The organism is Maribacter aurantiacus, assembly GCF_005780245.1.
Classification (GTDB): domain Bacteria; phylum Bacteroidota; class Bacteroidia; order Flavobacteriales; family Flavobacteriaceae; genus Maribacter; species Maribacter flavus.
In genome coordinates, this window is the sequence record NZ_VBUK01000003.1 from 183,719 (window position 1) to 199,948 (window position 16,230).

The 16,230-nt window shown below is 40.4% G+C and carries 11 protein-coding genes; 2 read left to right on the top strand and 9 right to left on the bottom strand.

The genetic code is table 11. The annotated features are described in order from the left end of the window. Positions 1–3: 3 nt before the first annotated feature. The 7 genes from FEK29_RS07725 to FEK29_RS07755 form a co-directional block, all read right to left on the bottom strand. Positions 4–465 (bottom strand): nuclear transport factor 2 family protein, encoded by a 462-nt coding sequence (locus FEK29_RS07725; protein ID WP_138257850.1) that lies wholly within the window; start codon positions 463–465, stop codon positions 4–6. Positions 466–492: 27 nt separating this feature from the next. Next, positions 493–1,431: an RraA family protein gene (locus tag FEK29_RS07730; RefSeq protein WP_138257851.1), complete on the bottom strand. Its 939-nt coding sequence runs from the start codon at positions 1,429–1,431 to the stop codon at positions 493–495. A 180-nt stretch (positions 1,432–1,611) separates the two neighbouring features. Then, positions 1,612–3,114 carry a mandelate racemase/muconate lactonizing enzyme family protein gene (locus FEK29_RS07735; RefSeq protein ID WP_240042696.1) on the bottom strand — a complete coding sequence of 501 codons (1,503 nt, stop codon included), beginning with the start codon at positions 3,112–3,114 and terminating at the stop codon, positions 1,612–1,614. A gap of 61 nt (positions 3,115–3,175) precedes the next feature. Beyond that, positions 3,176–4,741 carry a SusD/RagB family nutrient-binding outer membrane lipoprotein gene (locus FEK29_RS07740; protein ID WP_138257852.1) on the bottom strand — a complete coding sequence of 522 codons (1,566 nt, stop codon included), beginning with the start codon at positions 4,739–4,741 and terminating at the stop codon, positions 3,176–3,178. 4 nt (positions 4,742–4,745) lie between these two features. Further along, positions 4,746–8,309: a SusC/RagA family TonB-linked outer membrane protein gene (locus FEK29_RS07745; protein WP_138257853.1), complete on the bottom strand. Its 3,564-nt coding sequence runs from the start codon at positions 8,307–8,309 to the stop codon at positions 4,746–4,748. A gap of 113 nt (positions 8,310–8,422) precedes the next feature. Further along, the gene (locus tag FEK29_RS07750) at positions 8,423–9,583 is read right to left on the bottom strand and encodes a FecR family protein (RefSeq protein WP_138257854.1); all 1,161 of its coding nucleotides are present in this window, start codon (positions 9,581–9,583) and stop codon (positions 8,423–8,425) included. A gap of 112 nt (positions 9,584–9,695) precedes the next feature. After that, positions 9,696–10,193, bottom strand: coding sequence for an RNA polymerase sigma factor (locus FEK29_RS07755; protein WP_205123403.1), 498 nt, complete (start codon positions 10,191–10,193; stop codon positions 9,696–9,698). A 250-nt stretch (positions 10,194–10,443) separates the two neighbouring features. On the opposite strand from FEK29_RS07755, the gene FEK29_RS07760 reads away from it, so the two are divergent. Together FEK29_RS07760 and FEK29_RS07765 are read left to right on the top strand one after the other, a co-directional pair. Beyond that, positions 10,444–11,397, top strand: a complete 954-nt coding sequence (locus tag FEK29_RS07760) for an alpha/beta hydrolase (RefSeq protein ID WP_138257856.1) — start codon at positions 10,444–10,446, stop codon at positions 11,395–11,397. A gap of 331 nt (positions 11,398–11,728) precedes the next feature. Next, complete coding sequence (locus FEK29_RS07765) at positions 11,729–12,943, top strand: site-specific integrase (protein ID WP_138257857.1); 1,215 nt, start codon at positions 11,729–11,731, stop codon at positions 12,941–12,943. A 697-nt stretch (positions 12,944–13,640) separates the two neighbouring features. Here the strand turns inward: FEK29_RS07765 and FEK29_RS07770 are convergent. Both FEK29_RS07770 and FEK29_RS07775 read right to left on the bottom strand, forming a co-directional pair. Beyond that, positions 13,641–14,528 carry a hypothetical protein gene (locus tag FEK29_RS07770; protein ID WP_138257858.1) on the bottom strand — a complete coding sequence of 296 codons (888 nt, stop codon included), beginning with the start codon at positions 14,526–14,528 and terminating at the stop codon, positions 13,641–13,643. Positions 14,529–14,546: 18 nt separating this feature from the next. After that, complete coding sequence (locus FEK29_RS07775; RefSeq protein WP_138257859.1) at positions 14,547–16,223, bottom strand: SusD/RagB family nutrient-binding outer membrane lipoprotein; 1,677 nt, start codon at positions 16,221–16,223, stop codon at positions 14,547–14,549. Between the last annotated feature and the right edge of the window lie 7 nt (positions 16,224–16,230).

The window sequence follows — 16,230 nt, forward strand, 5'->3', positions numbered from 1 at the left end:
ATTTTAAAGTTTATAAGCTTGTCTCGCCAGTAGTTTCCATCGGCCCTCCTTTTTAAATACCAATAGACAGCCTATCCTTACCTCGGCCGGTTTACCATTGTTGTTTCCTTGGGCCTCAAAAATATGCCGAACCACACCTACATTACCGGTTACCGCAACGGTCTGTTCCTTTTGCGTAATGGAAGAAAACTGAAATGCACCGTTCAGTACCCCGTTTACATATTCCGATTTATTTTCCAAAGCACCACTGGAATGACCATAGGATAAATTTTCCGATGTCAATTGCTCCAAAACTTCTTTTTCCTTGTCCACCATGGCACCGTATAATTCGGTAACTGCTTTCTCAATTTCCGTAACATTCTTATTTCGATTCTGCGCCGAAATAAAAGAAGTAAGGCCCAAAAGTGTAATAAGTGTTAGTCCCCGCGCAACCTTAGAAAGAAAACGCAACTTCATTGCTATCATATTCCTTTTTATTTAATGGTTTGATATTTAATTTTTTCTGGAATCCATATAATCGTTAAGCTCCTTTCTTGTCATGGGTAATTTGCTGTCCGGATAGGATTTTAACCAGTTTTCAAAATCCTTATTGATTTCATCCGTCCATTTGGTATCGATTTGGCCAGCAGTATATTTCTTCTCCCGTAATCTCTGAAATCCAAAAATGTCCCGTAAGCCTACAATTTCAGAGGAAAGCACCAGTTCAGAAGCCAAATAGGAAGGAATGAAGATGGTTCCATGCCTATTTGCCAATACCACGTCGCCTGGCAAAACAGTTGCCCTTCCTATCCTAATTGGCACATTAATGGCAGACAACATTTCTTCTTGTAGATAGGACGGGTCCGCTCCTTTATGCCATCCATTGAAGCCTTCAATATCCAAAAGACCCGCCACGTCACGTACACCGCCATTAAAAATGACCCCGTTCTGTGAATTGGCATAAATGGCATTCCCCAAATTGGAACCTATAAGGGTACCATCAATGATTCTACCATATCCATCCGCCACGTAAACGTCTCCCGGTACCAACTGTTGAATGGGCCAGGAATTGCTGCCCCCTATGGTATCCCTTTTTTCCTCGGCTCCCTTTAGTTTTATCAATCTTTGATAGTCCGGTCTTAACGGCATATATTGGGCAGTGACCACTCTTCCAGTCATAACACCTTCCGGATGGATAATTTCCCATTCCCCTTCATATTGGTTGTTGTAGCCTCTACTTCTTAAAAAGCCCCAGGCCTCCTCTATCTGTATATTTTTCATCCTGCTTAAAAGGGCATCCGTTACCTTGGGTCTTCCATCATCAAAGCGCTCCCCTTTCCATTGGGAAGTCAGCTCCTTGATATATTCCACAGAACCTGTCACCCCTTGAGCATCGCCTTGGAAATGATATGTTAAACAAAACAAGACCAGTACAATTTTGAAATTTTTCATTTTAACCCGATTTAAAGTTTTTCCATATTCAAATTAACAAAATACCTAAGCTACAATAGTAAGCAAGCTGAGAACACCTCCATATAAGGAAGCGTTCTCCTGCTTAACTTAAACTAACTCAAATACAAAGTTTTAATATTGGTAAACCCTTACTCAATACACTTAATTATAATTCAAAATTTAACTAAAGGTTCTATCATGAGACCTGAGTTCATTCCATTCCTCCGTTGATTTGAAGAATGTCTTATCTGAAGGATGCAAATGGGCCTTCACTACTTCCTCATCCAACTCAATTCCCAGACCTGGCGCCGTTAATGGTACAGTTGCAAAACCTTTATCGATCATTTTAAAACCGCCAACGGTTTTTACCAGACTTTCCCACCATGGAACATCAACAGAGTGATGCTCCAATGCCAAAAAGTTTTGGGTAGCGGCAGCACAATGCACATTGGCCATAAATGAAACCGGTGTACCCGCCTGATGCATGGCCATTGCTATACCATATTCTTCGGCATAATCGGCGATTCTTTTTGTTTCCAAAAGTCCACCGGAAGATGCCAAATCTGGATGGATGATATCCACTGCCCTATTATGTATCAGAGGAAGAAAATCCTTTAGAAGATAAATATCCTCACCTGTCGTTGTTGGTGTCTCTATAGCATCGGTAATAGTGCGCCATTGTTCATTATATTGCCAGGGCACCATATCTTCGAACCAGGCCAATCTATACTTGTCCAAGGCCTTTGCCAATCGAATACCATTGTTCAAATCAAAATGCCCATAATGGTCCGTAGAAATGGGAATCTCATAGCCTACCATATTGCGTACATCCTCCACGACCTTTTGAAGTTCTTCCAAACCCTTTTCGGTGATTTGGATTTGCGTGAAAGGATGCATCGTATTTCCGTAGGACATCATGTTTCTTCGATCGCCCCATTGGGCCAATACTCCTTTATCGTTCTCCCAAAACTTACCATTTACAACAGTACCTGGTTTGCCACGAAGTTCCCCTATGGAAACATCCATTTTCAACCAGGTATATCCTTGTTCATTTATCCTAAAGTCGATCAATCTTTTTTGTTCCTCTGGAGAAGATGCTTCGGGTGTATCTGCATAGAGCCTAACCTTATCCCTATATCTTCCTCCCAATAATTGCCAAGCCGGAACATCATACGCTTTACCACAGATATCCCATAATGCCATTTCAACGGCACATACACCACCCGCTTGCCTTGCAGGTCCGCCAAACTGCTTGATGCTCTTGAATATCTTTTCTACGTTGCATGGATTTTCTCCTAAAATGCGACTCTTCAAAAACAAGGCATAGCGAACATCCGCAGCGTCCCTTACCTCACCAAGACCATAAATACCTTGATTGGTCTCGATTTTGATAATGGCCGTACCGCCCATAACATTGGTCAGTGCATAGCGCATATCGGTAATCTTCAACTCCGACGGGGCAGACATCCTGCTGACCTTGGAAGTTGTTTGCGCTATGGTATCCTCGATACCAAGACCCATCATTCCGGTCATCGCTATTCCACCCAAAGCGGTCTTTTTGAGGAAGTTTCTTCTTTGGTCCGTGATTCTAGGATCTTCCAGTTCCCTGTTTCTAAGGGCCAAGATACCTTCTTCCTCTTTTTTAAATTTCGATACTAGTTTTCGCAGTGTGTTTTCCATCATAATTTAGTTAGGGATTTTAAGTTTTTAGCTCTTAATAAATTATCCCTTTAAATTAATCCTTTTATTCCACATCCCAGAATACCCTCGAAACTAGATTGTCACCCCCTATGGCGGAGACCGCAGCAGTGTAACTATCGGAATTGGCAGAACCCTCTCGGTCTGGATATGTCATTCTATGCACAAATCCGTCACCACCGTTTGCCAGTAAATTATCATTGAAATCATTACGGGCTAAATCAGGGAATCCACTTCTTCTAACATTTGCAAATGCTTCTGTTCCATTGCGGTAATTGGCCAACCAATATTGAGTATTAATAAGCTCCAAAGCGTTTGAAGCATTATAGGCAACTTCAGGTTCGGCCAAATAAGCATCCACTTCAGATGCTGGTATAGGCTCCGTATTGGGATACAAAGAATAAATATCCATATTGGCCCTGATACCATCCTCATAATAAGACTGGGCATCTCCAGAGACCCAACCTCTAAAGGCAGCTTCTGCCAATAAGAGAGATGTTTGGCCATAGGTTACATAAAATGCCGGTGCCGCAGGGGAAGCGGCTGCAAAAACATTAATCTGGCTATAGTCAAGACCTGTTCCTTTTGGTCCTCTGTACCCAAGGGATGTGTCCGATAATTGCAAATCAGAAACACCGACTGGAACACCAAATTGATCATCTAAATCCGTATTTGGATTCGTTTCGTTGGCCACTGCCCCGGGATCTTCAAACATTGCAATCATATACTTTGCCCTTGGGTCATTGGTTGTCTTTAACTGGTCCACCAGTGGCTCAGCGGCATAATTGAAAAAGGAAAAATTACGTAGCTGATTATTGTCTCCCCAGGCATACACGTTGCCATCATATTTGACGTACGCATTATCAGCATTCGAAGTCATAACTCCACCGGAAAACGCTTCCGAAACAATAGATTCCGCCCTAGATGGATTAACTTTTGAATAGCGCATACCCAATCTCAACAATAAAGAGTTTCCAAGTTTTCTCCATTTTTCAACTTGTGCCGACGCAGAGTTTGTAGGTTGACTACCATTACTTCCGTAAAACAAATCATCCGAAACAAAATCACCACTGGCATTAAGGGATGCAACCGCACTTGTTATCTCATTGTATAAATCATCATAGATAGCTTCGTCATCATCATATGAAGGAAAGTAAATGATATCACTGACAGCCTTTCCAGCCTCTGAATATGGCACATCACCATAAGTATCCACGACCCCCATAAATACCTGGGCCTTCCATATACGAATCATACTTAACAGGTTGACACGATCAGTATCTTCACCAAGCAATTCTGTAGCTTGTACCAAGTTTCGAATTACAGAAGGGTACGAATCATTCCATTTGGGATTATTTACCCCATCAATATCCTCGTTAAAATTAAAACCTAGTGTAGCTCCCTGATTGTAAGGAATTACAAAATGTTGTACAATGGTATGTTCCGCTGCCCAAGTTCCTAAATGACTTCTTTGTGCCCCAGCAAACAAAAGGGCCGGATCTACCTCATTAACCGCATAAGGATTGGTGTTCACTTCCACAAAATCTTCGTCGCACCCTTGCAAAATGAGGCAGACTAAAACTATGGATAATATATATTGTATCTTTTTCATGGTTCTAGAATTTAACATTGAGACTAAAATTAAAATTACGGGTAGTAGGCAGTGCTGAATTTTCATAACCGGCCCTAAAATCACCCGAGGACTGAATAGCTTCTGGATCAAGCCCTGGAATGTCCTTATAAAGAATAGCGACATTTCTACAAGAAGCAGATAACGTTAATCCCTTCACAAACTTCAAATCCGCCATATTGTTTACCACATCCGTAAGGTCATAGGATAATGAAATACTTCTCAACTTGATAAAATCAGATTTAAAGGTAAATGGATCTCCAATTTGAAGGTTACGGTAATCTGCATAGAAAGATTGCAAATTGCTTACCGCGGTAGTATTTGGCTGACCATTGCTTTCATATACACTATTAGGAACAATTACACCGTTCTCTCCCTCTCTTCGACCTTCAAGGGAAAACTGGGAATGTCCTTGCCTTGTCATGTTCAAATGCGTGGATGACAACATCGTACCACCAAACCTATAATCAATCAAGAAGCTAAAATTCAGGTTTTTATAGGAAAAATTATTATTCCAGCCACCAACATGTTTCGGTATGGAAGATCCAACCGGTAAAAACCCATTTGTGTTTTCAGCTCCAGGCGTATCACCGTTTGTAGCCAATAATCTACCGTCATCGTTCACTAAAATCTGGCCACTGTCATTCCTCCTATACGTTCTGGTATATAGTTGGTTCATTGGCAATCCTTCCGTATATCTTAGCTCTCCGAGAAATTCGTTTCCGGTTCCATTAAAGAAAATTAATAAAAGTGTACCACTATCATTTCCAACATCCAATACTTCTGTTTTAAGATAGGCGTTGTTCCATGTACTTGACCACATGAAATCATCGGTCTGTATGGGCACCACTTCTACCAAAGTTTCCAAACCAGAGTTTTTAAGGGATCCCAAGTTTTGTTTTGAATTATCATAACCAGATGCGTTGGATAAGGTTACATCCAGCACTTGGTCAGTGGTCACCTTATCAAAAGCAGCTATATCAAAACGGAGGCGACTGTTAAACATCCGCATTTCCAAACCAATTTCTTTCTCCGTAACCGTAAAAGGTCGTAAAAGTGGATTTGGGGCAAAATTACCTGCAACCCCTGCAGTGGTTTGGCCATTAAATGGTGGATTAATAGTGTAATTAAGTATACCCTCATAGGTCCCCACACCATTGGCACTACCTACTTCTGCCCAAGAACCTCTTAATTTACCATAAGTCAACCAACTTTGTTCTTTCATCAATTCAGAAAAGATAAGACTACCGGAAACAGAAGGATAGAAAACACTATTGTCCTCTGGGTTTAGTACCGAGAACCAATCTTGTCTACCCGTAAAGTTCAGGTATAAAAGATTGTCATATCCAAATTCAGCCAATCCATAGAGAGAATTGATTCTGAAGGTACTAAACTGGTAAGGTTGAAAAGCGGCTTCATCAGTTTCGAAACTTGTTCCGTTTTTTATTGAATATAAATCAGGTACTACGAACAATCTTGAATATTGGGCATTTCTTTGAAATTGCGAACGCCAAGTATTACCTCCAAAACTTGCATCAACCGAAAACTTTCCAAATTCCTTGTTTGCACCCAATAAGAAATCAGCGTTTACATCCCGCGTTTGGGTCTGCTGAATGTCATAACGACCTCTATAAAACCCTGTATCACCTTCTAGGGTCGTTGTAGCACCAGCTCCATTAAGCTCATTCCACTCCGTAAAATTGGTAGCATAATCATAGTTATACCTTCCTTGAAGGTATAGCCAGTCTGTAAATTGATATCTTAAAGTAGCCGTACCTAACAGACGGTTCCTATTATCATTAAAAAATTGATTCTTTTGTAATTGGTAATAGGGATTGTTGATAGTTCCTAAAAATCCATTGGTACGCAATTCTGCACCAGTAACAGGATCAATGGCACTTTGACGATAAGCCTCAATAGGCGTAGAAATAGCCAATCTATTGAAAAAACCTACGGCACCCGGGCCTTGTGTACCAATCTGTGGCGGATTGATATTCTCCTCGTTCGTATAGTTTACGTTTAAAAGCATGTTCAGCTTTTCTGTAACGTTATAATTTATACCTACATTAAATATGCGTTTCTCATATTCATTCGCAGGTTGAATACCCTTAGCGGAAGTATTTGCAAATGAAGCACGGAAACTTCCTTTCTCATTGCCCCCGGAAAACCCAACGGTATTGGTTAGGTTTGTTCCAGTTCTTAAGAAATCGTAGAGTTGATATGGATTAGGCGAGTAAGGTCTAGACACACCATCAAAATTGACCGTGGGTACTCCATCAAATCTTTCGCCAAAACTAAATTGTCCTGTACCTTGGGCCTCTCCCTGTGTCTGTGGCCGAACTCCACCAGTTCCTTGACCATACTCAGTTTGTCTTATTTCATCCAAGAAATTCAACGCATGGGAAGTAGTAATGCTTGATGTGAAATCAACCCCAATACCTTGGTTTAAGGTACCTGTTTTTGTTGTTATTATCACCGCACCATTTGCTGCCCTAGCACCATAAATAGCGGCGGCAGTAGCTCCCTTAAGAACCGTCATACTTTCAATATCGTCCGGATTAAGATTTTGTAGGTTATCACCAAGATCTCTTTGATTATCACGTCCATTGGCCCCTCTAGCACCTTGATCTATTGGAAGACCATTGATTACAAATAATGGTGAATTGCTTGCACCGGCAAATGCGGATTGACCACGCAAACGAATTTGAACACTGGCACCAGCCCCTGCTGATGGAGGGCTGATATTTAATCCGGCTACCTTACCTTGCAAAGACTCCATAGCATTTACCGTTCTGGTTTTGGTAAGCTCCTCTGTATCCACAGCGGTGACCGCATATCCCACTTTTTTCGCATCCCTTTTTATTCCCAATCCAGTCACCACAACCTCGTCCAGTCCTTCAACGTTTTCTTCCAATACAACATTGAGTTCACTGGATTGCCCCACGGTTACTTCCTTCCTGGAAAACCCCAGTGAACTGAAAATGAGCACCGCGTTTGGTTGGGATAAGGTTATGGAGTAATTTCCATCGAAGTCGGTTGCAACTCCATTTGAAGTTCCCTTTTCAACTACCGAAACCCCGGGAATCGGCTGCCCGTTGGTATCATTTACGGTTCCAGACACGCTTTGTTGAACAGAAGTGGTTTCATTGTCCGAACTTTTCACACTAGACTTTGGCGTATTGGTTTGTACCTGTTTAGGTTTCAATACGATTTGATTTCCACTAAAAACAAAATCGGTATTTGTATTGTTAAAAAGTACTTGCAGTACATTTTCAAGTGCTAAGTCTTTAACCTTGATGGAAACCTTTCTAGAAGTATCCACTTTATTGACATCATACAGAAATTTATATTCCGTAGTTGCCTCAATTTCTTCCATAACCCTGTACGTTGGCACGTCTTCCAAGTTAATGGTCATCTTGGTTTTTTGGGATAGGGTGTTCGCCTGCGCAGAAATGAGCGCGGCGATAAATAAGAGCGAACATAGTTTGGTCGTTAAACCAATTTTCATGTAACCGGGTCTAAATAACCCTAATAGATCGTTAGTTTTCATATCATATTGTTGATTATTAATTGATTCAGTTTTCTTTCTTACAGAATTGAGTGGGTTCTGTAGGTTGATTTTAGTTTTTAATTTGTAACCATAGGCAAGTCGATTTAAGGTTGCTATTTAATACGTATATGGTCTCCTTCAATTTCATAATCAAAGGGTGTTTCCAGTTTAAATGTTTCCAATACCTCCCAAATTGATTCTTTCTCAAATGTGGCCGTGAACACTCTATTATTCAATTCATGGTTCTCACTTGTAATGGTAACATTGTAATGCCGTTGGAGCCTTTTAACAATATTGGAAAAGACCATTTCCTTCATCATCAGTTTGCCGTTTATCCAACCTGTATATAATTCTGTATGTACTTTTTCTAAATCAATATTGTTAGTTTCTGTATTCCATTCGGCTTTATAGCCAGGTGAAAGCAGGGTAGAGTTTTCCAGGTCATAAATAGAACCGGTTTTGTAAAGTCGAACTGAACCTTCGACCAAAACCGTATTTTGGTTCTGGTCCTCAGGATAGGATGTTATATTAAATTTGGTACCCAGCACTCTAACATCCACACCACCAGATGTGACTATAAAAGGACTGTTTTCATTTTTTGTTACTTCGAAAAAGCCCTCACCAATTAATGAGACCTCCCTGTTTTTATTTTTTTGGAATTTTACGGGATATATTAATGATGACCCAGCATTCAAGTGAACTAAAGTTCCATCTGAAAGGACTACCTTGAAAGTCTTTCCATGGGGTATCCTCAAGGTGTTATATTCCGACTCCGTTTCCACCTCGTCTTCATTTTTTGATTGCGAATAATCAACCAAACCATCCACCTTTTCGCCAAGAACCTCTCCCTTAGTATTGGTTATTTTCAACGTACCCTCTTTGGTAAGTACCTGGGTTTTTCCATTACCCAAAACCAATGTTATGGAATCAGGATCAATTGGCTCAACTATAGAAATATCTTCCTGAAAAGACTTGTACATAAAAAAACAACCCAATAACCCCACGAAAATGGCGGCGTATTTTAGAATTTCCCTTCCAGAAAATTTTGAATCGTCCTTTCTTTTTTGCTTTCCGGTATGAACAAGAAGTTGCCAAGCTTTCTTGGCATCCAGTTCGTCTACATCAGGCAAAGGCACATTTAGCTCATGCAACTTCACCAGTCTTTGATACGTAAGTTGATTATCCTTGCTTTGGTAAAGCCATTTCTGAAAATAAAGCTCTTCTTCACGACTCAAAGTACCCTTTATCCTCTTAACTATAATATTTGCTATCAATCCTATTTATTTAGTAAACAAATCAACGTTGTCTACTATTAAGACCCATGAAGATTAAAATCGGGTAGTGGATTTATCAAAAAAAGATGTATAAAATTAAAGAATGCTTAATTTACAAGAACCATAAATACACATCCTTTAAATTTATCCGTAAAGACTTAAAAGATTTCTTAAGATGATATTTCACCGTATTTACGGTAATTCCCATGATTTCTGCGGCACTTTCATACTTGTTACCTTCCAGTACGCATAGGGTAAAAACTCTTTTGTTCTGCTCAGGTAAAGCCTCTAGTTCTCTTAGCATATTTTCAGAAACTTCCCCTTTTATCAACTCGCTTTCATGGGAAGGTACTTCTGTTGATTGGTTGTTAAGTTGAAAAGTCTCACGGCTCTTTTTTATTTTTTTAAGGCTTTCGTTCCTTATTGCCACATTAAGATATTTATGAATATCAATAACATGGGAAAGATTTTCTTTTTGCAAAAGTTTGATAAAAACGTTTTGAACAACATCTTGGGCATCATCCATATTTTCAACATAACTAAAGGATTTTAGACACCATTCTTTATAATGGTCCAAAAACATTTGCTCTAGAAGTTTATGGCTTGGCATTTCCATCATATGTGTTTTTACGATTCCAAGGTGAAGTATTTGCTGCCTACAAATTACTTGTTTATAACTGTGTTTTTTACACTTAATAGAGGCAATGTATTAAATTGCTATTATATATGCAATAAAAATATCATATTGTAAAAATTTGTATTTAATAAATAGAAAATTCATTGTTCGTGGATACGTTGAATTACAAGGGCTATTTATTAAATATATTTTTTACATTTAAGTGTAATTAAAACACCTTTAAATGCTAAATAATTTTAAAATCCCTTTGAAACTCGCCATTTTTCTGGTTTTCTTTGGCAAATGCCCTATGATAGCCCAAGATGGGACAATCTATCCACTTGAAGCACCGAAGGAACCAAAGGCAATTCCGTTAAAAACAGGAGGTGTGGAAAATCAGCCTGCCAAGGAATCCTGGTTTAGGCAATGGGGCGATCCTATGGCCAGAAATATAACGCAAGCCACACTTACTCCCTTTTTACCAGACACTGATAAGGCAAATGGCGCAGCTGTTATTGTTGCCCCTGGTGGTGGATTTAGATGGCTATCCCTGGGTAATGAAGGCTGGGAAGTGGCAGAAGCACTCGCCAAGGAAGGATATGCTGCTTTCGTACTTAAATATCGTTTACACCCTACCCCAGAGTCCCTTGATGATTTCACCGCATGGATGAACCGACCTCGAACTCCAGAACCTACTGAAAATTCGAATGGGAATAAGGAAGAAACACCCGTGCCGCCTAGACAAATGGACCTTTCCAACCAATTGGAGGATGCAGAGGCCGCCTATGCAATGATAATAGAACGTGCAAAGGAATGGGGCGTGGACACCAAGAGAATAGGAATGATTGGGTTTTCCGCAGGGGCCGGGCTAACTATGCATTCAACACTAAATTCAAAATCTATGAAGTTAGCTTTTATAGGCCCCATTTATGGTGGTATGGGACCTGTTGAAGTTCCTAATAACGCACCTCCTATGTTTTATGTTATTGCAAGTGATGACTTTCTTTTTAGAGGACAGTTTGGGATTATTGATTCCTGGTATAAAGCTGGTATTCCAGTAGAATTCCACTTATATCAAAACGGGGGACATGGATTTGGCCTAGGAAATCCAAACCGTACGAGCAATCGCTGGTTCGATGCTTTTGTTCATTGGTTGGATGTCAATGGCTTTGGGAAAGAAGTGATGGCAAAGCAATAAATATTAGAGCGATAATGGCGTTTAATAAATTTTAAAGGTAGCACCTGAGATAATTCCATTCTTAAACTATACCTTATCTAAAGAAACAAAAAAGCCGAGACATGAATCTCGGCTTTTTCTTTGTACTCGAGGTGGGAATCGAACCCACACTCCCGAAAGAACTGGATTTTGAATCCAGCGTAATTAATATTCATATATCCTTAAAAACCTTATTTTTAGATATTTATGTTTTTCACTAAACCAAAATAAACCACATAAAACCATTAAAAACCACAATTTGTTGTACCTATGTTGTACCTAAAATTCATATCTTTCCTAAAAATAGAAAGGTGTGGCATCGAGTATAAAGGTATCCCTTCGTAAGAAAGCGAACAAAGAAGGTCTTTTTCCCTTAGTAGTTCGTATCACAAAAAATAGGAAAACGACCTATTTATACACAGGACAATACATCGAGTTTAAATACTGGGATGCCGCCAATCGTGAGGTTCGAAAATCCCATCCAAATGCAAGGCGCCTAAATAATCTTCTTATTAAAAAATTGGCGGAGGCAAACCAAACCTTAATCGATTTACAGACCCATAAGAAAGATGTTTCTACAAAACAGATAAAGAAGGAAATTGCTTCTCCCATTGCTAAAACAAGTTTTAAAGAAATTGCCGACAACTATCTGCGTGAATTAGAAAAATCCAACAAGCTACAACGTTTGTCCTCCGATAAAGCTAGAATTGGCCACTTCCTAAAGTATGTTAATAACAACGATTTAGGTTTCCATGAGATTGATGAAAACCTATTACGGCGTTTTTCCTTTTATTTGAAAACTACGCGCCAAGTATCGCAACGTTCCATCGTTAATAACCTAATAGTTATAAGAACTCTTTACAATCATGCTATACGCTTAGGTATTGTAGATAGAAAACTTTATCCGTTCGGATCGGATAAAATCAGAATTAAATTTCCGGAAACAGAAAAAATAGGTTTGACAATACAGGAAATCCAAACAATTGAGAATCTTGAGGGATTAAATAACCCACAAAGACATGCAAGGAACCTATGGCTCTTTAGTTTCTATTTTGCCGGAATGCGAGTTGGAGATGTATTAAAGGTTAAATGGAAGGATATATATGATGACCGACTCCATTATCGTATGGGAAAGAACGAAAAGCTTCTCTCTTTAAAAATACCGGACAAAGTAAGACCTATTCTAAAATCGTATGAATTCATTACACCAACAGAGGATGATTTTGTTTTTCCAGAACTAAAAAACGTTAATCATAAGAGCCCAAAAGAGGTCTTCAATAAAATAAAGACAAGCACTAAAAAGCTTAACAAATATCTTGGGCAAATAGCTGAAATTGCGCTTCTAGATAAAAAACTTACTATGCATATAGCTCGCCACAGTTTTGGAAATATTTCTGGCGATAAAATACCTATACAAATGTTACAAAAACTATATCGACATTCTTCCATTACCACTACGATTAATTACCAAGCAAATTTTATGCATAGGGATACGGATGACGCCTTAGAAAAGGTCATCAATTTTTAAAAGGGTAATGGCAAGTAAAATAAAGCTTGGCATTCTTTCCCCTACCCACACTAACGAAAATATAAATACACTTCGAAGAAGTAGACAGTTTTGCGACCCGCAAAACATAACTTGCTATCCGTTTCACGGATACATTTAACAATAGAATTAATACTTTGAATAATTCGATTGAAATATTCGAGTTATTCTAAACTAAGAAGTTGGATATTGAAAAAGAATCAAGTCTTAAGGAGCTCATTTGTTAAAAGAAATATACAAGTGTAATAGCTTAAGGTTTTGTGGGGAGGGAAAGGAAAGTCCTAAACTGTCATGGCCGGTTTGGTTATTTCAAGAAACCTTAGGAACAGTTCGGTATTTAGGCGGGATAGGGCTGCAGCAGTCACCTTCTTTACGGTATGGTTAATTTCTAAATAAAGGCTAAATAATTCATGCAATTATATATTAAAACCAGAAAACAATAACTCGGCAATCAGAATCCTTCATATCAAAATATCGGAGATAATTACATAATAGGCTAAAAAAACGGAAAGTTTGAAGCAGGTGATTCTTACATCTTAATGATTTACGATAAGGTTTTTTTTCTAATCATTAATGTTACTCTCCTTTTAGATCTTATCTACTTTATTTTTGTAAAATAAGTTGTAAAAAAAGCGATTCCAATATTGGAACCGCTTTTTTTATCCATGTATGATCGGAACTATAATTCCAAATCCAAACAATAATCGATTAATCCTGTTGAAGTAGCAGGTTCCGGACCCAAATCCAAGATAGTGTTTCCATTTGCGGAAATCACCTGGAAGGTGACCTCTTCATCAAAGGAACCTCCATTGTAAACAATCTGGATGGCCTGTGCACCCACTGGCACCTCAAAGGTCAATTCCTCCGTAGTTGCATCTGGATATGGTCCTCCGTTATCCAAGCTGTTGGTCAATGTGATTGGATCGTTGTCGTCTATGGTAATGCTCAAATTACCGCCGTTCCATCCATCTCCATAGGAGTCTACAGTAACAACCGTCCATGTACCTGCTGTAGGTACGATTGGGGCACAGATCACGTTTGCCGTAAATCTGAACGGTGAGCTAAAAAAACCACCGGTAAGCGTACCCGTGTTCTGTCCGGAGGAAAACCTTCTTCCATCCTCGGCTACCAATTCAAATCGCACCCTATACTGATCTCCCGGTTCCACGGCATCCAAGGAAACGCCTGCCGCGCCCAAAATTTCAGTAACGCCTGTACTGTAGGTAAATCCTTGAAGACCAAATTCGGTATCGTCAAAAGTACTTATGTTGGTAATAAGCCCTGACGCATCACCCGGGGTATCACCGGTATTATCGATGAATTCTCCGAAAACATCAACACTAACTATTGCGGCCGATTCATCGGACTGTATTTCAAAGTTCCCTGTAAACGTACTGGCTGTGGAACCTTCCGCTACATCAGGAAAGGATGAGGACAGGGTTCGTAGAACAGCTCCCCTTGTAGTATCCGCAAGGACATCCGTGATGACACTCTCGTCTTCGGTACACCCTTGGAATATAAAAGCCAAGGCTGCCAAAACTGTGTAACTTATATTTTTGATTCTCATTGTCATACTATTTTAAAATTAATTGGCTTGTGGAAACGCTGGACTGGCAGGGTTGGTATCCCAGAACACTTGATTGGTCAAGTCCGCACGTTGTTGCAAGTTAGGATTGGTGATTACCTCGTCCTGTGGGTAGAAGAAAGACCTTGGGAACGGTCCCGGATCTGGTTCCCAACTTGGGGACAAGGTCGTAGGATATCCTGTTTTCCTGTAGTAGTTCCAGGCCTCCTGTGCACCTCCCCATTGGGCGATCCAATACTGTTCCGCAAAGATATCTTCCTGCGCGTCTCCTGAAGCCGCCAAGAATGCTGCTACGGTATCATCAATGTAATCGGAAACTTCAGTTTCCGTAGGCTCAAAAGATTTGTCGGCATTTCCGTCAACTGCGCCGAATGATTGAACCTTCGCAATGGATTTTTCCATGGCGCTTCGTAAAAATTCAGCCTTTGCAGCAGGAGTTGTTGCCATGGCACCTCTCCAAAAATCTACGTATGAAGCAAGAACGATTGGCCTGATACCGGCCCCGCCACCCCCTTGGCCAAGGCCAATGGGCTCAAAGCTGTTATCGTCAAAGCGTCCCGCAGCTGGATATACCCCGTAAGCGGTCTTAAAGAAGCCATCTGGTGGGGTACCCTCATCGTTACCATGGTTACGGCCCCAATAGCCATTGGGAACACTACAGAAGGTAGTATAGCCACCGTCTATAAAATGTTGGGGTACGGAGAAAAGACTGCAGCTTAGGAACTGCTCGTCCGGATCGGCGTCCGCTCCCGGTGTGGCTTCTACCTGACGGTAAAAATAGTACCGGATACGTGGGTCTTCCTTCACTCTCATGGTCTCCATCAACCAGTTGCTCAGATAACCTCCTGCACCGGTTGGTCCATAATCATCCTCATACTCTGGATGTCTGGTGTCCGGCTGCAGTACCCTTGTACCGTACTGGAACTGGAAGTCATCCTCAATATCGGATATAAAATTATTACCTGCTATAACGGCGTTAAAAGCAGCTGTATTACCTGTCAAGAAGTGTGTTCTTAAACGTATCGAGTTGATCAATTTGATCCATTTGGTGCTATCGCCTCCATAGTAGAAATCCGTTGCACCTTGGGTTGGTGGGTTGGTAGCGAACAAAGCTTCCGCCTCGTCCAAAAGGGACAAAGCCCCATCATATACAACCGGACCATCATCCAAGATGGGGGCCGGGAACTCGTCCGGGTTTCCTGCTTGGGTAAAGGCTGCCTGCCCGATGAAATCCGTTAATAACAATAATGAGTAGGCCTTAATGGTCTGTCCTACGGCCACGTGGAAATCATAATTGATATCACTGTTTGCATTGATTTGCTTTAAGGCGTCCACATTGGTAAAAAGACCTACATCTACACCGGTATCACCTGCCAAGTTGAACTCACTACTGTAGGTGCGCGCCCAAACGCTGTTCATTATATTTCCTTGGAAGTTGTTGAAATAGATACGCCCGGTCATATATTCTATTCTTGTTAGCTGGGCACTAAGTTCGTTAAAGCGGTCCATATTGGATACCCCGGCCAACTGGATCGAGTTCAATATCAGGTTAGGGTCCGCCTGACTGATCGCCAGGTCGTTCGGACTGACCCGTAGGTCCAGATCCGTGGTTTCACAGGCATTGAATACAAGCCCTGCAAAAGCAACTGTTAAAACTGTTTTGAATATTTTTTTCATTTTAGCA